17 protein-coding genes are annotated in these 20,993 nt (G+C 64.1%); 13 read left to right on the top strand and 4 right to left on the bottom strand.

Annotated elements, in window-relative coordinates:
- Positions 1-4 precede the first annotated feature (4 nt).
- The 3 genes from AC1RMD_RS05710 to AC1RMD_RS05700 all read left to right on the top strand — a co-directional run bounded on the left by AC1RMD_RS05710 (position 5) and on the right by AC1RMD_RS05700 (position 4,286).
- Entirely contained in the window at positions 5-1,294 is a 1,290-nt protein-coding gene (locus tag AC1RMD_RS05710; protein ID WP_492924489.1) for a sugar MFS transporter, read from the top strand.
- Between the two features lie 346 nt (positions 1,295-1,640).
- The gene (locus tag AC1RMD_RS05705; RefSeq protein ID WP_492924487.1) at positions 1,641-3,212 is read left to right on the top strand and encodes an oleate hydratase; all 1,572 of its coding nucleotides are present in this window, start codon (positions 1,641-1,643) and stop codon (positions 3,210-3,212) included.
- A 39-nt stretch (positions 3,213-3,251) separates the two neighbouring features.
- Positions 3,252-4,286, top strand: a complete 1,035-nt coding sequence (locus tag AC1RMD_RS05700; protein ID WP_492924485.1) for a hypothetical protein — start codon at positions 3,252-3,254, stop codon at positions 4,284-4,286.
- Here the strand turns inward: AC1RMD_RS05700 and AC1RMD_RS05695 are convergent.
- The gene (locus tag AC1RMD_RS05695; RefSeq protein WP_492924483.1) at positions 4,278-4,742 is read right to left on the bottom strand and encodes a hypothetical protein; all 465 of its coding nucleotides are present in this window, start codon (positions 4,740-4,742) and stop codon (positions 4,278-4,280) included. The two genes, AC1RMD_RS05700 and AC1RMD_RS05695, sit on opposite strands and share 9 nt — an antisense overlap.
- A 250-nt stretch (positions 4,743-4,992) precedes the next feature.
- On the opposite strand from AC1RMD_RS05695, the gene AC1RMD_RS05690 reads away from it, so the two are divergent.
- Positions 4,993-5,616, top strand: coding sequence for a 2OG-Fe(II) oxygenase (locus AC1RMD_RS05690; RefSeq protein WP_492924481.1), 624 nt, complete (start codon positions 4,993-4,995; stop codon positions 5,614-5,616).
- Between the two features lie 10 nt (positions 5,617-5,626).
- On the opposite strand, the gene AC1RMD_RS05685 is transcribed toward AC1RMD_RS05690, so the two are convergent.
- Together AC1RMD_RS05685 and AC1RMD_RS05680 are read right to left on the bottom strand one after the other, a co-directional pair.
- Positions 5,627-6,094, bottom strand: a complete 468-nt coding sequence (locus AC1RMD_RS05685) for a cyanophycin metabolism-associated DUF1854 family protein (protein WP_492924479.1) — start codon at positions 6,092-6,094, stop codon at positions 5,627-5,629.
- Positions 6,095-6,106: 12 nt separating this feature from the next.
- Positions 6,107-8,380, bottom strand: a complete 2,274-nt coding sequence (locus AC1RMD_RS05680; RefSeq protein WP_492924477.1) for a cyanophycin metabolism-associated ABC transporter — start codon at positions 8,378-8,380, stop codon at positions 6,107-6,109.
- A 261-nt stretch (positions 8,381-8,641) separates the two neighbouring features.
- On the opposite strand from AC1RMD_RS05680, the gene AC1RMD_RS05675 reads away from it, so the two are divergent.
- From AC1RMD_RS05675 to AC1RMD_RS05665, 3 genes are all read left to right on the top strand, one after another.
- Entirely contained in the window at positions 8,642-10,807 is a 2,166-nt protein-coding gene (locus AC1RMD_RS05675; protein WP_492924475.1) for a cyanophycin synthetase, read from the top strand.
- Positions 10,808-10,834: 27 nt separating this feature from the next.
- Entirely contained in the window at positions 10,835-13,405 is a 2,571-nt protein-coding gene (gene cphA, locus AC1RMD_RS05670) for a cyanophycin synthetase (protein ID WP_492924473.1), read from the top strand.
- Positions 13,406-13,597: 192 nt separating this feature from the next.
- A complete protein-coding gene (locus AC1RMD_RS05665) occupies positions 13,598-14,725 on the top strand; it encodes a PEP-CTERM sorting domain-containing protein (protein ID WP_492924471.1) in 1,128 nt (375 codons plus the stop codon).
- 91 nt (positions 14,726-14,816) lie between these two features.
- On the opposite strand, the gene AC1RMD_RS05660 is transcribed toward AC1RMD_RS05665, so the two are convergent.
- Entirely contained in the window at positions 14,817-15,422 is a 606-nt protein-coding gene (locus tag AC1RMD_RS05660) for a PEP-CTERM sorting domain-containing protein (protein WP_492924469.1), read from the bottom strand.
- A 264-nt stretch (positions 15,423-15,686) separates the two neighbouring features.
- Between AC1RMD_RS05660 and AC1RMD_RS05655 the strand changes: the two genes are divergently transcribed.
- From AC1RMD_RS05655 to AC1RMD_RS05630, 6 genes are all read left to right on the top strand, one after another.
- A complete protein-coding gene (locus AC1RMD_RS05655) occupies positions 15,687-17,153 on the top strand; it encodes a catalase (RefSeq protein WP_492924467.1) in 1,467 nt (488 codons plus the stop codon).
- 118 nt (positions 17,154-17,271) lie between these two features.
- Positions 17,272-18,339, top strand: a complete 1,068-nt coding sequence (locus AC1RMD_RS05650; protein WP_492924695.1) for a patatin-like phospholipase family protein — start codon at positions 17,272-17,274, stop codon at positions 18,337-18,339.
- Between the two features lie 156 nt (positions 18,340-18,495).
- Positions 18,496-18,930, top strand: a complete 435-nt coding sequence (locus AC1RMD_RS05645; protein WP_492924464.1) for a hypothetical protein — start codon at positions 18,496-18,498, stop codon at positions 18,928-18,930.
- A 129-nt stretch (positions 18,931-19,059) separates the two neighbouring features.
- A complete protein-coding gene (locus AC1RMD_RS05640; protein WP_492924462.1) occupies positions 19,060-20,184 on the top strand; it encodes a M14 family metallopeptidase in 1,125 nt (374 codons plus the stop codon).
- 1 nt (position 20,185) lies between these two features.
- Entirely contained in the window at positions 20,186-20,650 is a 465-nt protein-coding gene (locus AC1RMD_RS05635) for a CYTH domain-containing protein (RefSeq protein ID WP_492924459.1), read from the top strand.
- Between the two features lie 28 nt (positions 20,651-20,678).
- Positions 20,679-20,975, top strand: a complete 297-nt coding sequence (locus tag AC1RMD_RS05630) for a hypothetical protein (protein WP_492924457.1) — start codon at positions 20,679-20,681, stop codon at positions 20,973-20,975.
- Positions 20,976-20,993: the final 18 nt, after the last annotated feature.

Here is a 20,993-nt window from a genome sequence, read left to right as displayed (position 1 = left end):
AAGCATGGAACAATATTCCCCAGCCGTCCCGATGTCGGGCGGCCAGACCCAGACCGGCGGCAATACCGGTCCGCTGATCATCGTCACCCTGCTGTTCTTCATGTGGGGTCTGCTGACCTCCCTGAACGACGTGCTGATCCCGCACCTGAAGGCGGTCTACACGCTGACCTATGTGCAGGCGATGCTGGTGCAGTTCTGCTTCTTCGGCGCCTACTTCATCGTCTCGCTGCCGGCCGGCATGCTGATCCGGAAGATCGGCTACCAGAACGGCGCCGTCGCCGGCCTGACCATCGCGGCCGCCGGCTGCGCCTTGTTCTACCCGGCGGCGACCAGCGGCTACACGCTGTTCCTGATCGCCTTCTTCGTGCTGGCGGGCGGCATCACCATCCTGCAGGTGGCGGCCAATCCCTACGTGACGGTGCTGGGCGATCCGCAGACGGCATCGAGCCGCCTGACGCTGACCCAGGCCTTCAACTCGCTGGGCACCACCGTGGCGCCTACGCTGGGCGGCATGCTGATCCTGGCCGGCGGCGTGATGAGCTCGGCAGACATGGCCAAGCTGACCACCGAGCAACTGGCGGCCTACCATACGACCCAGGCGGCCAGCGTGCAGGGCCCTTATCTGGTGCTGGCGGCGGCCTTGCTGGCGCTGGCGGTACTGTTCGCGCTGGCCCGTCTGCCGAAGATCGTCGACGCCGAACCGGCGGATGGCGCGGGCGCCGGCTGGTCGGCGGTGCTGCAACACCGCCATCTGGTGCTGGGCGCGCTGGCGATCTTCCTGTACGTGGGCGGCGAAGTCAGTATCGGCAGCTTCCTGATCAACTTCATCGGCGATGCGAAAGTGGCCGGCCTGTCGACCGCCGACGCGGCGCCGTTCGTCAGCTACTACTGGGGCGGCGCGATGGTGGGCCGCTTCATCGGCTTCGCCGTGATGCGCTACGTCAGCCCGGGCAAGGCGCTGGCCTTCAACTCGGCGGCGGTGATCGCGCTGGTGCTGATCGCGATCTTCTCCGGCGGCCAGCTGGCGATGTGGGCGATGCTGGCGGTCGGCCTGTTCAACTCCATCATGTTCCCGACCATCTTCTCGATGGCGCTGAACAAGCTCGGTCCACTGACCGGCCAGGGTTCGGGCGTGCTGTGCATGGCCATCGTCGGCGGCGCGCTGGTGCCGTTCGCGCAAGGCCTGCTGGCCGACACCGTCAGCCTGCAGATGTCCTTCCTGGTCCCTGCGGCCTGCTACACCTTCATCCTGTACTTCGGCCTGAAATACGCCGGCATGTATTCGGAGAAGTAATTTGCTGCGGGCATACCCACCATGGGTGTACCCGCGCGCTCCTTCTAGCAAACCTGCTGAATTTTTTACTGAATTCTACTGAGTTGGGCTTCCTCGGGCTCCTGGCGCGCCACTCAGTAATCCGAAGCAGAATTCAGTAGATTTCAGTAAGGAGAGCAGCAGGTTTGCTAGAAGGAGCGCGGATGTCTTCCCCTCCACCCTGTTCGCCAAGCCCGCCAGACCGGTCTATATATTTTTCAATTTTTGATCTGGCGCATGGAAGTAGTGCTTTGGCGTAACGTGCGGCTTTTTTGATAACACAACCCCCACTATCATGGCAACTTACTTACACGAAAAGGGCAGTGCCATGAGCAATAACATCAAAGCATATCTGGTCGGCGGCGGCATCGGCTCGCTGTCCGCAGCCGCCTTCATGATCCGCGACGGTGGCGTCGAAGGCAAAAACATCACCATCTTCGAAGCGATGCCGCTGGCCGGCGGCAGCCTCGATGGCGGCGGCAACCCGGACACCGGCTACACGCTGCGCGGCGGCCGCATGCTCACCACCGACAACTACGAATGCACCTGGGAGCTGTTCAAGAGCATCCCCTCGCTGGAGCACGAAGGCCAGAGCGTCTACGACGAAACCGTGGCCTTCAACGAGATGCACAAATCGCATTCGCAGGCCCGCCTGGTCGACCGCAACCGCTTCCGCGTCAACGTCACGTCGATGGGCTTCGGCATGCAGGACCGCACCGAGCTGCTGGCGCTGGCCGAAGCCGACGAGGAAAAACTGGGCAACAGCGCCATCACCGACTGGCTGTCGCCGGAATTCTTCGACACCAAATTCTGGTACATGTGGGCCACCACCTTCGCCTTCCAGCCGTGGCATAGCGCGGTGGAGTTCAAGCGCTACCTGCATCGCTTCATGATGGAGTTCTCGCGCATCGAAACGCTGGCCGGCGTCAAGCGCACCGTCTACAACCAGTACGATTCGCTGGTGCGTCCTTTGCAGCACTGGCTGCAACAGCAGGGCGTGCAGATCGTCCGCAATTGCAAGGTCGACGACATCGTGCTGCTGGAGGAGGGCGGCACGCTGACCGTGACGGAATTGAAATGCACCCGCAACGGCGAGGCCGTGACCATCGCCGTCGCCCCGCACGACCTGGTGTTCTTCCAGAACGGCTCGATGACCGACGCCTCCAGCTTCGGCAGCATGCGCAACGCCCCGCCCAAGCTGGACAAGCGCGACAGCCAGGGCTGGACCTTGTGGGAAAAACTGGCGGTGGACCGTCCGCAGTTCGGCAATCCTGCCGCCTTTAATTCCAGCATTCCGGAATCGTGGTGGGAGTCGTTCACCGTCACGCTGAAAGCCCCGGCCTTCTTCGACAAGATGGAGCGGTTCAGCGGCAACGTGGCCGGCACCGGCGGACTGGTGACGTTCAAGGATTCCAACTGGCTGCTGTCGATCGTGCTGGCCCACCAGCCGCACTTCGCCGGCCAGCCGGAGGGCGTGCAGGTGTTCTGGGGTTATTCGCTGCACCCGGACCGCATCGGCAATTTCGTCGCCAAGCCGATGGCCGATTGCAGCGGCGAAGAGATCCTGCGCGAACTGTGCGGCCACCTGAACTTCGACATGGAGATCATGGCCAAGGCGAACTGCATCCCATGCCGCATGCCCTACATCACCAGCATGTTCATGCCGCGCTTCAAGAGCGATCGTCCGCTGCCGGTGCCGGCCAACTCGCGCAACCTGGCCTTCGTCAGCCAGTTCGTCGAGGTGGCCGACGACGTGGTGTTCACCGTCGAATACTCGGTGCGGGCGGCGCAGATGGCGGTGTACCAGCTGCTCGACATCAAGCGCGAAGTGCCGCCCGTCAGCCACCACGACCAGTCGCTGAAGGTGAAACTGGACGCCCTCGTGAAAGCTTTTAGATAGACGGTTATACTCTCCGTGTCCACCACACGGGGAGTGTCCATGATTGCCTGCATCGGAAGAAAACACTGGTTTGCGCTGATCGTCCTGTTGGCCATGTCGGCGCACTACTTCTACTTCCGCGTGCCTTTCATCGCCAACGACTACGGCCGCAACATGGCCGACTGGCCTTTGCTGGGCGACCTGCTGGTGAGCTTCCCGCTGCTGTACTACTTCATGTTCCGCCCGTCGTTGAAGGCCTTCCTGCTCAAGTGGGGGGTGTTCGCGATGGCGGGCTTCGCCTTCGGCAGCCTGATCATCCCCAACGGCAGCAAGGACCTGTGGCGCGGCATCGAACGGCTTTGGCCGCTGCTGGCGGTGGCGCAGGGCGTGCTGGAGTTGTTCCTGCTGGTGTACATGGTGCGCAGGATCAAGGCCTTGATGCGCCTGAGCGGCAATGCCGACGAGGCCTTGGCGACCGCCATCCACGGCCGCTTCGGCGCCACCGGCTTCGCGCCGTTGGCGCTGTTCGAGGCGCGGATCTGGTACTACGGCTTGTTCATGCGGCGCGGCGAGCAGCTGCGCTTCGCCGGCCAGCAGCACTTCAGCTACGACAAGAACGACGGCAACGTCTCCAACCAGTTCGGCCTGATCATGGTGATGCTGTTCGAGATGCCGCTGTCGCACTTGATGCTGCACCTGGTGGCGGTGGCGCCGGTGTTCGCGTGGGTGGTCGATGTGCTCAGCGTGTGGTCGGTGCTGTACCTGGTGGCCGAGTACCGCGCCAGCCAGTGGCGGCCGGTGTCGCTGGACGAGCAGGCGATCCTGATACGCTACGGCGTGTTCGCGGCCGACCGCGCGCTACCGTATCACCTGATCGAATCGGTGGCACGCTGCGGCGACGACATCCGCCGCCAGCGCGGCCTGCTGCGCTACCGCCAGTTCGGCAGCCTGAACGTGGAGCTGCGCCTGAAAGCGGGCAGCACATTGCTGAACGCCTTCGGCCGCCCGCAGTCCGTCACCCGCATCTGCATCGGCCTCGACCAGCCCGACGCCTTCATCGATGCGGTGCGCGGCCGGCTGGCGGAATCAGGCTAGAACACCCATCAGCTTTTGCATCGGACTCAGTTCAATCAGCGAGTCCGGTTCGTCGATTTCGAGCATGACATCGTTGTACGCTACCGCGCGCAACGGTTCGATTTCCTCGGCGTCGGTTTGTCTGGCTTCATGCAACAGATGCTGGATGGCGGCGGCGTCCAGTAGATCGGACTTGGTGATCAGCGCCGCATATTTGCGCACGTCAGCATGGAACGCCGCAATCCTTTCGGCCGGTCGTATCGCGAAATTGAGGATCCCGAAAATGGAGAACGCTGCCAGCATCCATGTGGCCGCGATCGGCATTTGTGCCGCGATGGCGGCAATGGCGCTGCTGCCGGCCAACAAACTGATAAATGTGAATGTGGTTTGAATGCGCCGATAGAAGCGCACGCTGCGTTGGCAGAAGCGCTGTGCGTAGCGCAACTCAATCTGTAGTTGCTCCTTGTCCAGTTCCATGTCATTCCCCTTTCTTCGGCTGAGGCTGCTCCGGCTTGGGTTTGCGCTTCCTGCGTTTGGGCTTGGGTATCGTGCGTGGAGGCACAAAGGATTTGGGATCCGGGAGCTTCATTGTAGGCCTTTCGGGCCCGGACTGACGGGCGCGCGTATCCATCTTGCGACTGCTTTCCGGGATCGCCTTGTGCCAAATCAGCAGTGCACCAAACTGGTCAGTGTATGGGTGTTACTATGGCCGCTCACCAGGAGTCCTATGCCCAATGAACTCTCCGCCAGCGCCGATGGCCTGCATCAACTGACACTCGATGGACTGGCCTCGCATGGCTGGTCGCAGCAGAACCTGTTTTTATCCCATGCTTTGACGCTGGCCCTGGCCGCCGAATGCCGCGCCGGTGCGGCCGCTGGCGCGCTGGCGCTGGCCGCGGTCGGCCGCGGCGCCGCGCAGGCGGTGCGCAGCGAGATCCGCGGCGACCGCATCCTGTGGCTGGAGGCCGGCCAGTCCGCCGCCTGCGACAGCTACCTGCAGGCGATGGAATCCCTGCGGCTGGTGTTGAACCGGGAATTCTTCCTCGGCCTGGACAGCTACGAAAGCCACTTCGCGCACTACGCCCCCGGCGCCGCCTACCACAAGCACCTGGACCGCTTTCGCGACGACGACCTGCGCACCGTCTCGGTGGTGATCTATCTGAACCCGGATTGGCAAGTGGAGCAGGGCGGCGCCCTGCGCGTCCATCCGCAGGACGCGCCCAGCTGCGACATCGCGCCGATGGGCAGCCGGCTGGTGCTGTTCATGTCGGCCGACATGCCGCATGAAGTGCTGCCGGCCACGCACGACCGATTGTCGCTGGCCGGCTGGTTCCGCCGCCGGCCGCACTGACAGAACGCGCTTACAGGAAGCGGTCGAGGATTTTCTTGCTGTGCTTATCCAGATCGCGCACATCGCGGATCAGGTAGTGGATGCCGTGGATGTCGGAGATCAGCAGCGTGTCCACCGTCAGGCGGCGGATGTCTTCCTCGCCGCGCAGCACGAACTCGGTGTCGCCGCGATCGGTCGCCACCGACCAGGTGCACGGCGTGGCGAAGCTGGTCACGCTGTTGATGCGCGAAATCTCCGGCATGAACTCGCGCCCCTCCAGCTCCTCGCGCACCAGCTGGCCCACGGCCGCCGGCAAGTCCTCGATGCGGTCGATCCAGCCCACCTCCTTACCATCGGTGCTCACCAGCGCGATGCCGTCGTCCGGCGCCTGCACCGGGAAGGCGCGCACCGGCGCCACGCTCTCGTGCACTTCGCCCTCGGCCGTGGTCAACACCAGGCGGCCGAAGGGATTGCGGGTCAAATTGAAATTCGTCGTCATATGCTGGTTCTCTTATTCTTTGCTGGCGCTGTCGTCGAGATCCGTGTCGACGTTGCGGGCCTGCGCCTGATACAGGCGGAAGTAGGCGCCTTCTCGCGCCATCAGGTCGTCGTGCGGGCCTTCTTCCACCACCACGCCGCGGTCCAGCACCACCAGGCGGTCGGCCTTCTGCAAGGTCGACAGGCGGTGCGCGATGGCGATCGTGGTGCGGCCTTGCACCAGGTTCTCCAGCGCGCGCTGGATTTCTTTTTCGGTCTCGGAATCGACCGAGGAAGTGGCCTCGTCGAGGATCAAAATCTTCGGATCGATCAGCAGCGCGCGCGCGATCGAGATGCGCTGGCGCTCGCCGCCGGACAGGCCCTGTCCGCGCTCGCCCACCATCGAATCGTAACCCTGCGGCAGGCGCAGGATGAACTCGTGCGCATGGGCGGCGCGCGCGGCGGCGATGATCTCGGCGCGCGTCGCTTCCGGCTTGCCGTAGGCCAGGTTCTCGGCGATGGTGCCGAAGAACAGGAACGGCTCCTGCAGCACCAGGCCGATGTTGCGGCGGTAGTCCGACACCGCGAACGAGCGGATGTCGACGCCGTCGAGCATGATCGCGCCTTCCGACACGTCGTAGAAACGGCAGATCAGGTTGACCAGCGTCGACTTGCCGGAGCCCGAATGGCCCACCAGGCCGATCATCTCGCCGGCCTTGATGTCGAGCGAAATGCCGCGGTTGACGGCGCGGTTACCGTAGCGGAAGCCCACTTCGCGCAGGGTGATGTTGCCATCGACCTTGGCCAGCTTGACCGGATTGACCGGCTCCGGCACCGACGACACATGGTCGAGGATGTCGAAGATGCGCTTGGCGGCCGACGCCGATTTCTGCGTCACCGAGACGATGCGGCTCATCGAATCGAGGCGGCCGTAGAAGCGGCTCGAATAGGCGATGAAGGCCGACAGCACACCGACCGTGATATGGCCCTTGGACACCTGGTAGATGCCGAACACCCAGATCACCAGCAGGCCCAGCTCCGTCAGGAAGGACACGGTCGGCGAGAATAGCGACCAGATTTTATTGAGTTTGTCGTTGACCGCCAGATTGTGCTTGTTGGCGGTGCGGAAGCGCGACGCTTCGCGCGACTCCTGCGCGAACGCCTTCACCACGCGGATGCCGGGGATGGTGTCGGCCAGCACGTTGGTCACTTCGCCCCACACGCGGTCGATCTTTTCGAAGCCGGTGCGCAGGCGGTCGCGCACCACGTGGATCAGCCACGCGATGAACGGCAGCGGCAGCAGCGTAAACAAGGCCAGCCACGGATCGATCGAGAACAGGATCACGCCGGTCATGATGATCATCAGGCAGTCCGACGCGAAGTCCAGCAAGTGCAGCGACAGGAACACGCAGATGCGGTCGCTCTCGCTGCCGATGCGCGACATCAAATCGCCGGTGCGCTTGCCGCCGAAGTATTCCAGCGACAGCCGCAGCAAGTGGTCGTAGGTCTCGGTGCGCAGGTCGGCGCCGATGCGCTCCGACACCAGCGCCAGCACATAGGTCTTGCCCCAACCGAGTATCCACGCCAGCACCGCCGACGCCACCAGGCCGGACATGTACAGCGCCACCAGCGAGGCATCGACCGGCTGCCCGTTCTGGTAAGGGATCAGCACCTTGTCCATCAACGGGATGGTCAGGTAAGGGGGAATCATGTGGGCACCGGTCGACAGCAGCATCAGCGCGAAGCCGAAGCCCAGCGGCAGCTTGTACGGCTTGGCGAAGCGCCACAGGCGGAACAGGGTCCAGGTCGACGGCGGCGTGTAGACCACCTTGGTGCAGATCGGGCACTCTTCCTGCTCCGGCTCCAGCGGCGCCTTGCAGCTCGGGCAGACATTCTTTTCCTCGCGCGCCACCGGCACGCCCAGCGCATGGCTGTCGCGGTGCGCGGCGAACTGCTCGACCAGGCGGATCGCATGCAGGTTCTGGCCCAGGGTGAAGCGCCAGGCGCCCAGGCGGCCGCCGTCGTCGATCAGCTCCAGGTGGCCGACGCCGGCGTGGTCGTGGTGTTTCAGCGCCAAATCCTTGGCGAAAGGCCAACGTTGCCAGTCGCCGCGGCCCGGCGCGCGCGCCAGCACGCCACGTTCGGTGACGACAATTATCCCCTTGGCGAAACGAAGTTGTTCATCCAGGTCAACCTCCAGGGCACTTACAACGTTTTCCTCTTGGGAAAGTTGTGCCTGTATCTCGGAACGCCAGCGTTCAGGAAGCTCGCTCTGGCTGGAGTTGGAGGAAAGTTGTTCTGTTGTCATCGTGCAGCGTACTCCGGTGGCGAAAAGGTGGAACAAAGGTGGAACTAGTCGAAGTTGCGACTGATATAAGTGCTTTATTTACGGTATTCTGTCATTGCTTACATCCTTGACAGAAATCAAGAATAACCAGTGTTTTGTTGGCGGCAAGTATAACGCACGCGCAGGTTGGACCAAATGCAATTTGGCCGCCGGCGGTGGTACAGAGGTTAAAATACGGCGCGGGCTGGCCACGGCTGATAACAAAGATACAAGAATAGAAACATGACCAAGAAGAAAGACATAGAAGTTCTCCGCGTAACCCATTTGCGCGGACCCAACATCTGGACCTATCGCCCGGTGATCGAGGCGTGGCTGGATATTGGCGAACTGGAGAAGTTTCCCTCGAATTTGTTGCCTGGTTTGTACGAGCGCCTGACCGCGATCCTGCCGGGGCTGATCGTCCACCGCTGCGGCGTGGGCGAGCACGGCGGCTTCCTCGAGCGCCTGCGCGACGGCACCTATGCCGGCCACATCCTCGAACACGTGGTGCTGGAACTGCAAAACCTGGCCGGCATGAAGACCGGCTTCGGCAAGACGCGCCAGATCGGCGACGGCACCGGCCTGTACAAGATGGCCTTCCGCACCCGCCAGGAGCAGGTCGGACGCGCCGCGCTGGCCGCCGGCCGCGAGCTGCTGATGGCGATGATCGAGAACCAACCCTACGACCTGGCCGCCACCGTCATCGACCTGACCGACCTGGTCGAGTCGGTCTGCCTGGGCCCGAGCACCGCCAACATCGTCGATGCCGCCACCGTGCGCAAGATCCCTTCGATCCGCCTGACCGACGGCAACCTGGTGCAGCTGGGCCACGGCGCCATGCAGCGCCGCATCTGGACCGCCGAAACCGAAGAAACCAGCGCCATCGCCGAAGGCATCGCCAGCGACAAGGACTTGACCAAGTCGCTGCTGGCCTCGTGCGGCGTGCCCGTGCCCGAAGGCGAGCTGGTCACCAGCGCCGAAGCGGCCTGGGAAGCGGCGCAGGACATCGGCGTGCCGGTGGTGGTCAAGCCCTACGACGGCAACCACGGCCGCGGCGTCTCGCTCAACCTGATGACCGAAGCCGACGTCACCGCCGCCTACGCGCTGGCCGCGCGCAAGGGCGACAGCAAGAGCGTGATCGTCGAGCGCTTCATCGCCGGCAACGAACACCGGCTGCTGGTGGTGGGCAAGCGCCTGATCGCCGCCGCCGCCGGCGAATCGCTGTGGGTCACCGGCGACGGCAAGTCCAACATCGTCGAACTGGTCGACGACCAGATCAACACCGATCCGCGCCGCGGCACCACCGAAGATGCGCCGCTGAACGCGCTGGCGCCGGAGCACGGCGCCGAGATCATCCTGGAGCTGGAGCGCCAGGGCATGACCGCCTATTCGGTGCCGCAGGATGGCCAGAAAGTGCTGATCCAGCCGAACGGCAACGTCGCCTTCGACGTCACCGACCAGGTGCACCCGCAGGTGGCCGCGATGGCCACGCTGGCCGCGCGCGTGGTCGGCCTGGACATCGCCGGCATCGACGTGGTGGCGGCCGACATCTCGCGTCCGCTGGAAGAGCAGGGCGGCGCCATCATCGAAGTCAACGCCAGCCCCGGCCTGCTGGCCCACCTGAAGCCGGCCAGCGGCGAGCCGCGCAACGTCGGTGTCGCCATCGTCGACCACCTGTTCGCGCCCGAGCAGAGCGGCCGCATGCCGATCGTCGGCATCACCGGCAAGCACGGCACCACCATGGCCGCGCGCCTGATCGCCTGGCTGCTGCAAATCAGCGGCAAGAAGGTCGGCCTGGCCTGCGCCGACGGCCTGTTCGTCAACGGCCGCCTGCTGCCGCGCGACGGCTTCAGCGACTGGGAAACCGGCGAACGGCTGCTGCTGAACAAAAACGTCGAAGCCGGCGTGTTCGAAGCCAGCGCCCGCATGATCCTGAGCGAAGGCCTGGCCTACGACAAGTGCGCGGTCGGCGTGGTCACCGACGTCAGCGATTTCGAGGACGTGGCCGAGTTCCATATCCCGAACCTCGACAAGCTGTACGGCGTGCTGCGCACCCAGGTCGACGTCATCCTGCCGAGCGGCGTGGCGGTGCTCAACGCCGCCGACCCGCAGGTGGTCGACATGGCCGAGCTGTGCGACGGCGAAGTGATCTTCTACGGCGTCGACCAGCAGCTGGCCGCCATCGCCGAACACCGCCAGGACGGCAAGCGCGTGGTGTTCCAACGCGCCGATCGCATCGTCTTGGCGCAAGGTCACGAGGACGCCGCCAGCCTGCCGCTGTCGCCGCTGGTGCCGCCGGAAGCCGTGCTGGCCGCGATCGCCGCCGGCTGGGCGCTGGGCCTGTCGCCGGAGCTGATCGGCGCCGGCCTGCGCACGTTCGAGGCGAACCCAAAGCGAACTCATCACTGATACATCACGGAAAGAACAAGCAGATTTATGGAAGTCATCCGCACCCGCGCCCTTCGCGGCCCGAATCTTTGGAGCCACCACACGGCGGTGGAAGTGATCGTATCGTGCCCGCCCGAGGAGCAGTCGATCGCCACGCTGCCCGGCTTCGAGCAGCGCCTGCACGCGCGCTTTCCCGCCATCGGCGCGCTGCACACCACCGGCCACACCGACGCCGTGCCGCTGGCGCGCGTGCTGGAAGTGGCGGCGCTGAGCCTGCAAGCGCAGGCCGGCTGCCCGGTCACCTTCAGCCGCACCACGGCCACGCTGGAAGACGGTATTTACCAGACCGTGGTCGAGTACAGCGAGGAAGCGGTCGGCCGCCTGGCGCTGACCTTGGCGCACAACCTGATCAACGCGGCCCTGGCCGACACCCCGTTCGACCTGACCGGCGCGCTCAACGAACTGCGCGACCTGGATGAAGACGTGCGCCTGGGCCCGAGCACCGGCGCCATCGTCAGCGCCGCCGTCGCGCGCGACATCCCGATCCGCCGCCTGACCGAAGGCAGCATGGTGATGTTCGGCTGGGGCTCGCGCCAGCGCCGCATCCAGGCCGCCGAAATGGACAGCACCAGCGCCATCGGCGAATCGATCGCGCAGGACAAGGAACTGACCAAGAAGTTGCTGCACGCGGCCGGCGTGCCGGTGCCCATCGGCCGCTCGGTGGAAGACGCGGAAGACGCCTGGGCCGCCGCGCTGGAAATCGGCCTGCCGGTGGTGGTCAAGCCCAAGGACGGCAACCAGGGCAAGGGCGTCACGGTCAACGTGATGTCGAAGGAGCACCTGGAGAAGGCCTTCCACACCGCCAGGGAATTCCGCGACGACATCATGGTCGAGCGCTACCTGCCGGGCCACGACTATCGCCTGCTGGTCATCGGCAACAAGCTGGTGGCCGCCGCCCGCCGCGATCCGCCGCAGGTGGTGGGCGACGGCGTGCACACCGTGCGTGAACTGGTCAGCATCGTCAACGCCGATCCGCGCCGCGGCAGCGGCCATTCGACCTCGCTGACCAAGATCCGCTTCGACGACATCGCGCTGGCGCGCCTGGCGCTGCAGGACCTGGACGCCGATTCGATCCCGGCCAAGGGCCAGCGCGTGATCCTGCGCAACAACGCCAACCTGTCGACCGGCGGCACCGCCACCGACGTCACCGACGACGTGCACCCTGAAGTGGCGGCGCGCGCGGTGGAGGCGGCGCAGATGATCGGCCTCGATATCTGCGGCGTCGACGTGGTCTGCGACGGCGTGCTGCAACCGATCGAGAACCAGCGCGGCGGTGTGGTCGAAGTCAACGCCGCCCCCGGCCTGCGCATGCATATCGCGCCGTCGTTCGGCAAGGGCCGCGCGGTGGGCGAAGCGATCGTCAACACCATGTTCGCGCCGGGCGAGAACGGCCGCATTCCGGTGGTCGCCGTCACCGGCACCAACGGCAAGACCACCACCGTGCGCCTGATCGCCCACCTGCTGACCGCCGGCGGCCTGCGCACCGGCATGACCAACACCGACGGCGTCTACATCGAAGGCCGCCAGACCGACAGCGGCGACTGCAGCGGCCCGCGCAGCGCCCGCAACGTGCTGCTGCACCCGGACGTCGACGCGGCGGTGTTTGAAACCGCGCGCGGCGGCGTGCTGCGCGAAGGCCTGGCCTTCGACCGTTGCCAGGTGGCCGTGGTCACCAACATCGGCAGCGGCGACCACCTCGGGCTGAACTACATCACCACGGTGGAAGACCTGGCCGTGTTGAAGCGCGTGATCGTGCAGAACGTCTCCGAGAGCGGCTTCGCGGTGCTCAACGCGATCGACCCTATCGTCGCCGCCATGGCGGCCAACTGCCGCGGCAAGGTGATCTTCTTCGGCGCCGAGCGCGGCCATCCGGTGATCGCCACCCACCTGGCGCAGGGCTGCCGCACCGTCTACGTGGAAGACGGCCAGCTGGTCGCCGCCGAAGGCAAGCAGCTGCAGCGCATCGCGCTGGCCGAAGTGCCGATCACCCGCAACGGCGCCATCGGCTTCCAGGTCGAGAACGTGATGGCCGCGGTGGCCGCCGCGTGGGGCGTGGGCATCGGCTGGGACGCGATCCGCCTCGGCCTGAAGACCTTCGCCAACGATTCCGACAACGCGCCCGGCCGCTTCAACGTGTTCGACTACAAGGGCGCGACGCTGATCGCCGACTACGGCCACAATCCGGACGCCATCCTGGCGCTGGTGCAGGCGGTGGAAACCATGCCGGCCAAGCGCCGCTCGGTGGTCATCAGCGGCGCCGGCGACCGCCGCGACCAGGACATCACGCAGCAGACCGAGATCCTCGGCCGCGCCTTCGACGACGTGATCCTGTACGAAGACGCCTGCCAGCGCGGCCGCGTCGACGGCGAAGTGGTGGGCCTGTTGCGTTCGGGCCTGAACGGCGCGCCGCGCACCAGCCACATCCAGGAAATCTACGGCGAGTTCCTCGCCATCGACACCGCCCTGGGCCGTCTGAACGAGGGCGATCTGTGCCTGATCCTGGTCGACCAGGTGGAGGACGCGCTGGCCCACATCGCCAAGCGCATCAGCGAGGCGTAGCGCCCGCGCCGCGTGAACAAAAGCCGACCTGCGGGTCGGCTTTTTTTTGCGCATCCCACGGTGAATCGCGCTCCTTCCAGATAATTCTGTAGGAATTTTTGTAATTATTAAAACCATAAAAGATAATATTCAAATATAATCAATGTGATTCATTTGGCAATTTCAATTTTCTTACTTATCCAGAGGACACTCATGCGCAAGTTATTGCTACTGGTCGCCGTTGCGGCCACTTTTTCCACCCAAGCGTACGCCGCGGCACCCCAGTATAAGTCGGTCATCATCGGTGACAGCAAGACCAGCGGTGTTGCGCTGAACAATGCCGGCCACGTGCTCGCCAATGTGTACGCGGCGTCGAAGCCGGTCGCCACGCTGTACAAAGGTGGCCAGGTCACCACGCTCGGCACGCTGGGCAGCAAGTACTCCAGCGCCACCGCGCTGAACAACCTGGGCCAGGTGGTCGGCGAAGTCGGCACGGGCGTCAACGGCGCAGCCCACGCATTCCTGTACAACAACGGCGCGATGTCCGACCTGGGCACGCTGGGCGGCAAGACCAGCACGGCGGTGGGCATCAACGACAGCGGCGTGGTGGCCGGTACCTCGACCAACAGCAGCAACGTCGAGCGCGCCTTCGTCTACACCCAGGCCGGCGGCATGCGCGACCTGGGCACGTTGGGCGGCGCCAAGAGCACGGTAACGGGCATCAATGCCAAGGGCGACATCATCGGCTTTTCCGACACCGGCACCGACAGCCGCCACCCTTACTTGTACAGCAATGGGGTGATGACCGACTTGAGCGACGCATTGGGCGTGCATACCGTCGTGACGCCGCAGGGCTGGATCGAGGAGACCTATGTCGGAGACCTGCATTTCGGCAATAGTGGCACGATCATCGGCTATCGACGCACGAAACTCTCGGACCCCATGGGCTTCCCCCTGACGGACTGGCAGAATGGTTTTACTTTTAGCAATAATCAGTTGACGAGATTCAGTACGATGAGCATCGACGATCTGAATGCCAAGGGCGTCACACTTGAAAGCGACTACAGTGCGAGTACTTTCGCAGTCATCCAGGGCCTTGGCTACAGCATGGACACGCTGCTGGGCAATGTGGCGCCGGGTGCCGGCATCAGCGCTGGCAACGGCGTGGCGCTGAACGCTGGTAGCCAGATTCTGTCGCGGGGTTGGGATCTCGGTGGCAACAGCTATACCATCTTGTTGAGCCCGGTACCGGAACCGGAAGCCTTCGCCATGCTGCTGGCCGGTCTGGCACTGCTCGGTGTTGTCGCGCGACGCAAGGCCGGTAACGCCGCTTCTGCGTAATCCGCATCCGGCGTATCGCCGAAAAAAAACCATCAGCCTGGGCGCGCTTGAAAACGCGTACGGTGTCGATGGTTTTTTTTGTGCCTGCCGCTCAGGCTTGTTTGGCGGCGCGGCGGCGCATGGCGCCCACGATCAGCAGGCCGGCCAGCAGCATGGCATAGGTCTCAGGCTCGGGAACGGCGTTGATCTGGAACGCGGCCACGGTGCCGGTATAGCCGCCGTTGGTGGTGGTCAGCGTAGTGCCGCCAGCGTAGCCGAGTACAGCCATGTCGGCGGGATCGTACCAGCCGATGAAGTAGTTGCCCGCGCTCAGAGAGACGCCGGTAATGGCGGCGTGGATCTGGTTGACGTCGTTGCCCATATAGGTCACGCCATAGGAGCCTGCTGCGTTGATATGCGAGTACAGCAGGTTCATGCTGCTGTCGAAGATCGTGACCTCGATATTCCAGTTGGAGCCGAAGTCGCTGGCGATCGCGAAATCAGTGCTGGACAACGTCGCCGCGGACGCCAGCGAGAACTGGTCGATCATGTGCTGGCCGGCGCTGCAGTCGGAGCACCAACCGTTGACCGTTGGATTGGCGATATTGGCGTAAGCCGACGAGGTAAACACCGGGCTTTCCGCCCGTGCAGCGCCCATCGCCAGCAGGCTGATGGACAAGGAGGCGACTAGGGCGGTCAAACAACGGGAAATGGACATGATTTTTCTCTTTTTTTTGGGTGATGGGAGAGCATAAGATAGCAGAATTAAAATATCAAAATGAGTAGATAGATGGCCAATAGAAATATTCAATGACAATTGTTGTTGCGCCGCACGCAAATTTCCCATGTGAAACTGACCGCGCAGGAAAATATAAGGCTTGTAATTTGCAAATACTATCAATCCTATAGATATATATAGTTTTTATTTATCGATCGATCTGGTTAGAATCATTGCATTGTCCACCCCAACAGGAGCCCCGCAATGAGCCAGCCACCACGTCTTACCACCGCCTCCGGCATCCCGGTCGCCGACAACCAGAATTCCGCCAGCGCCGGCCCGCGCGGCCCGCTGCTGCTGCAAGACTTCCACCTGATCGAAAAACTCCAGCACTTCAACCGCGAGCGCATTCCCGAGCGCGTGGTGCACGCCAAGGGTTCGGGCGCCTACGGTCGCTTCACGGTCACCCACGACATCACCCGCTACACCAAGGCCAGGCTGTTCTCCGAGATCGGCAAGCAGACCGACACCTTCGTGCGCTTCTCCACGGTCGGCGGCGAGAAGGGCAGCGCCGACACCGAACGCGATCCGCGCGGCTTCGCCATGCGCTTCTACACCGAGGAAGGCAACTGGGACCTGGTCGGCAACAACACGCCGATGTTCTTCATCAAGGACGGCATCAAGTTCCCCGACTTCATCCACACCCAGAAGCGCGACCCGCAGACCAACCTGAAATCGCCGACCATGATGTTCGACTTCTGGAGCAGGACGCCGGAAAGCCTGCACCAGGTCACCATGCTGTTCTCCGACCGCGGCACGCCGGACGGCTACCGCCACATGGACGGTTTCGGCAGCCACACCTTCAGCCTGATCAACGCCGCCGGCGAACGCGTCTACTGCAAATGGCATTTGAAGACCAGGCAGGGCATCAAGAACCTGCCCGCCGCCGAAGCCACCCGCATCGCCGGCACCGACCCCGACTACGCGCAGCGCGACCTGTTCGGCGCCATCGCCGCCGGCGACTTCCCGCAGTGGGACGTCAAGCTGCAGGTGGCCACCGAGGTCGAACTGGCCGCATGGGAAGCGCGCACCGGCTGGAACCCGTTCGACCTGACCAAGGTCTGGCCGCACAAGGACTTCCCGCTGATCCCGGTCGGCGTGTTCGAGTTGAACCGCAACCCGCTGAACTACCACGCGGAAGTGGAGCAGGCCGCGCTGTCGCCGGCTAACGTGGTGCCCGGCCTGGGCTACTCGCCGGACAAGATGCTGCAGGCGCGCCTGTTCGCCTACCACGACGCCCAGCTGTACCGGGTCGGCACCAACCACCAGCACCTGCCGGTGAACGCGCCGCGCTGCCCCGTCCACCACCAGCAGCGCGACGGCGCGATGGCGGTCGCCAACGGCGGCGCCGAGCAGAACTACGCGGCCACCGAAGCGGGCGGCAGCCAGCCGCACGGCCTGGGCCACGGCGAACCGGCGCTGGCGCTGCAAGGCGGCGCGGCCCGCTACGACGGCCGCGGCCAGGAAGACGACACCACCCAGGCCGGCAACCTGTTCCGCCTGATGCCGGCGCAGGAGCGGCACAACCTGTTCGACAACATCGCCGGTCCCCTGAGCCAGGTGGGCGCCGAGATCATCGCCCGCCAGCTGGCCCAATTCGACCAGGCCGACCCGGCCTACGGCGCCGGCGTGCGCGCCGCGCTGGCGGCCAAGGGTGTGGTGGTGGCATAAAGGAAGTCTGCGGGCGGCGCCGAATTGCACTACAATCGCATGGTGCAGTGCAGCGTAGTCCGCATCCCTCCGGAGGTCACACTTGAATCGCAAACCCGCCCGCCTCTCGTCGCCTTCGATGCCGGGGCAAGTCGTATTGGCGCTACAGGGCGGCGGCGCGCTGGGCGCCTACCAGGTGGGCGTCTACCAGGCGATGCACGAAGCCGGCGTCGAGCCGGACTGGGTGATCGGCACGTCGATCGGCGCCATCAACGGCGCCATCATCGCCGGCAACCAGCCGCGCTACCGCATGGACCGGCTGCGCCAGTTCTGGCAGCGCATGGAGCAGAACGCGCTGGGCTTTTCCGTCATGCCGCGCGCGCTGGCCAACGCGGTGACGATGGGGCAGGGCATACCGGCCTTCTTCGAACCCAATCCGTGCTCGTGGTGGAATCCCGACGCCAAGGTCGGCGTCGAACACGCCTCCTACTATCAAACCGCGCCGCTGCGCACCACGCTCGATACGCTGGTCGATTTCGAGCTCCTCAACGATGGCGATACCCGCTTCACGGTAGGCGCGGTCAATGCGCGCTCCGGCGGCATGCGCTATTTCGATACCCGCAAGGACACGCTGAGCGCCTCGCATGTGATGGCGTCCGGCGCGCTGCCGCCGGCCTTTCCCGCCGTGCGCATCGACGGCCAGCCATACTGGGACGGCGGCATCTATTCCAACACGCCGATCGAGGCGGTGCTGGACGACGAGCCGCGCCGCAGCTCGGTGATCTTCTCGGTGCAGGTGTGGAACCCGGACGGCAGCGAGCCGCAAAGCATGTTGCAGGTGCTGGACAAGTACAAGGAGATCCAGTACGCCAGCCGCGCCAGCAATATCGAGCAGCAGCGCAAGCTGCACCGGCTGCGCCACGTGATCCGCCAGTTGACGTTGCACCTGTCGGACGAAGCGGCGATGTCGGAGGAGGTGCGCCAGCTGGCGGCGTGGGGGTGCGGCACCACCATGCACGTGGTGTCGCTCAAATCGCCGCGGGTCGGCAACGAGGACCACACCAAGGACATCGACTTCAGCGCCGCCGGCATCCGCGCCCGCTGGCAGGCCGGCTATGAAGACACCCAGCGCATGATCGCGCTGCGGCCGTGGGACCGCGAGATCGATCCGATCGAAGGGATCGCGATCCACGAGCTGCCGTCTTGACATGTCATTGACGTGTCAACGCCCTTCGCTTGACACGGTTTGGGAAGCCAACACCACGCAAATACGCCATGTGGTCCTGGCACGGAACTTGTGAATAGAAGCCCAGGCGCCGCATCCGCGCGTCTTTCTATCCACACCGACCGAAGGAGTTTTGCCATGAAAAAGATTGAGACCGTAGTCGCGGGCGCGCTTGCCGCCGTGTTCCTGCTTGCCTTGCCGGCCGCCCGTGCCGACGGCAAAAAACCTGTGACGACAGGCGCCGTCATTCGCGGCGTGACGCTGGCCGGCTCCGTCGGCGTACCGGGCGCTTCGGCCGGCGCGCCGTGCGATTTCTCGGGCGAGAGCGTGAACGGCGGCGGCAAAATGGAGGACGCCAGCGTGAACTGCAAGCCTAACGCGCCGGATGTAAAGACCGTGCTCAAAGGCTTGCCTGCGCGTTTCAATGCCTATTGCGTGATCCCCAGCGCCGCCAACCTGAAGACCGGGCGCCTGATCCAGTCCGCTCTCTCGGACAACGCCAACCACTGCTCGCTGTCCGACCTGAAGCCGAGCGACGCCCAGAGCAAGTTTGGTACGGCGGTCTGGCGCTAATCCGACATCGATCCAATGTGCAGGTCTGGCGGTGCTCGGCCGCCGTGCCTGCCCGCCGCCACGAACCGCCGGCGGCGGAGTTGCGCTGGTAAAATAGCGTCATCGGCATTCACTTTATATTGGATCAACATGACCATCAAAATCAGCCAAAACTTCGACTCCGGCGCCATCGAAGTGCTGCGCGCGGACAGCGCGGCGGAGATCGAACTGAATCTGCGCAAGGACTCGCACGCCGACATCCACCAGTGGTTCCACTTCCGCCTGCAGGGCGCGCGCGACCAGCAGGTGCGCATGCGCTTCCTGAACGCCGGCCAGGCCACCTACGCCAAGGGCTACGAGGACTACCAGGCCGTCGCCAGCTACGACTCCGAAAACTGGTTCCGCGTGCCGACCGCCTTCGACGGCGAGGTCATGACCATCAAGCACACGCCGGAAACCGACAGCGTGTACTACGCCTACTTCGAGCCGTATTCGTTCGAGCGCCACCTGCGCCTGCTGGGCGAAGTGGCCGAGCATCCGCTGGCCCGCGTGCACGACCTGGGCAACACCATCGACGGCCGCGACATGAACCTGGTGGTCATCGGCAAGCCGGAAGCGGAGAAGAAAATCTGGGTCATCGCGCGCCAGCACCCGGGCGAATCGATGGCCGAATGGTTCGTCGAAGGCCTGATCGATTCGCTGCTGGACGACGCCAATCCGATCGCCCGCAAGCTGCTGCAGCGCTGCGTGTTCTACATCGTGCCGAACATGAATCCGGACGGCTCGGTGCGCGGCAACCTGCGCACCAACGCCTCGGGCGCCAACCTCAATCGCGAGTGGATGACCCCATCGGTCGAGCGCAGCCCGGAAGTGCTGTACGTGAAGCAGAAGATGCACGAAACCGGCATCGACATGTTCTTCGACATCCACGGCGACGAAGCGCTGCCGTACAACTTCGTGGCCGGCAACGAGATGCTGGAGAACTTCAGCGAAGAGCGCCGCGTCAAGCAGCAGGACTTCATCGACCGCTACAAGAACGCCAGCCCGGACTTTCAGGACAAATACGGCTACGCCGCCAGCAAGTACAAGGAAGACATGCTGACCCTGGCGTCCAAGTACGTCGGCCACCACTTCGGCTGCCTGGCGCTGACCCTGGAGATGCCGTTCAAGGACAACGCCGACCTGCCGGATCCGCACGTGGGCTGGAACGGCGCCCGCAGCGCGGCGCTGGGCGCGTCGATCCTGCAGCCTATCCTGCTGTCGCTGGACGCCTGAGATGGGGGTTGAAATCGAGCGCAAGTTCCTGTTGCGCGGCGATGCGTGGAAGAGCCTTGGCGAGCCGGTGTTTTTTCGCCAGGGCTATCTGTCGTCGCACAAGGAGCGCGTGGTGCGGGTGCGGATCGAGGGCGATCGGGCGGTGATGACGATCAAGGGCCGCAACGTCGGCGCCACGCGCGGCGAGTGGGAGTATCCGATCCCGATGGCCGATGCCGCCGAGCTGCTGGACCGTTTGTGCGAACAGCCGCTGATCGAAAAATACCGTCGCTGCATCAGCTACGCGGGCAACGTGTGGGAGGTCGACGAGTTCCTCGGCGCGAACGCCGGATTGGTCGTGGCAGAGATCGAATTGCGCTCGGAAGACCAGGTCTTCGACAAGCCGGACTGGATCGGCGAGGAAGTGACCGATGACCTGCGCTACCTCAACTCGAGCCTGATAAAGCATCCGTTTTCGGCTTGGTAGCGCTCTGGATTTGTACTAAGTTGGTTAGATGGACAACGAGCGATTTGCCGCGCTTGAAGCGCACTACGATGCCATCCTGCCGACGCTAGCGACGAAGGCGGACATTGAGGCCTTGCGTGCCGAAATGCACAAGATGTCGGCGGATACACATAAGTGGATGGTTGCCAGCCTGATCGGTTTGTTTATCGGTTTTGGCGGACTCGGCATCACGCTCGGTCAGATTTTGAAGCCGCAGGCGCAATCGGCGGCCATGCAGATGGCCGCACAGCAGCCCCAGCCCATTATCATCTACTTGCCGCAACCACTGCCGGCACCAAAAAAATAAAGCCCCGCGAGGGGCTTT

It is taken from the genome of Duganella sp. GW822-FHT06D06 (genome assembly GCF_058799615.1).
Note: the sequence above shows the minus strand (reverse complement) of the source record. Positions and strands in the feature narration are given on the sequence as shown.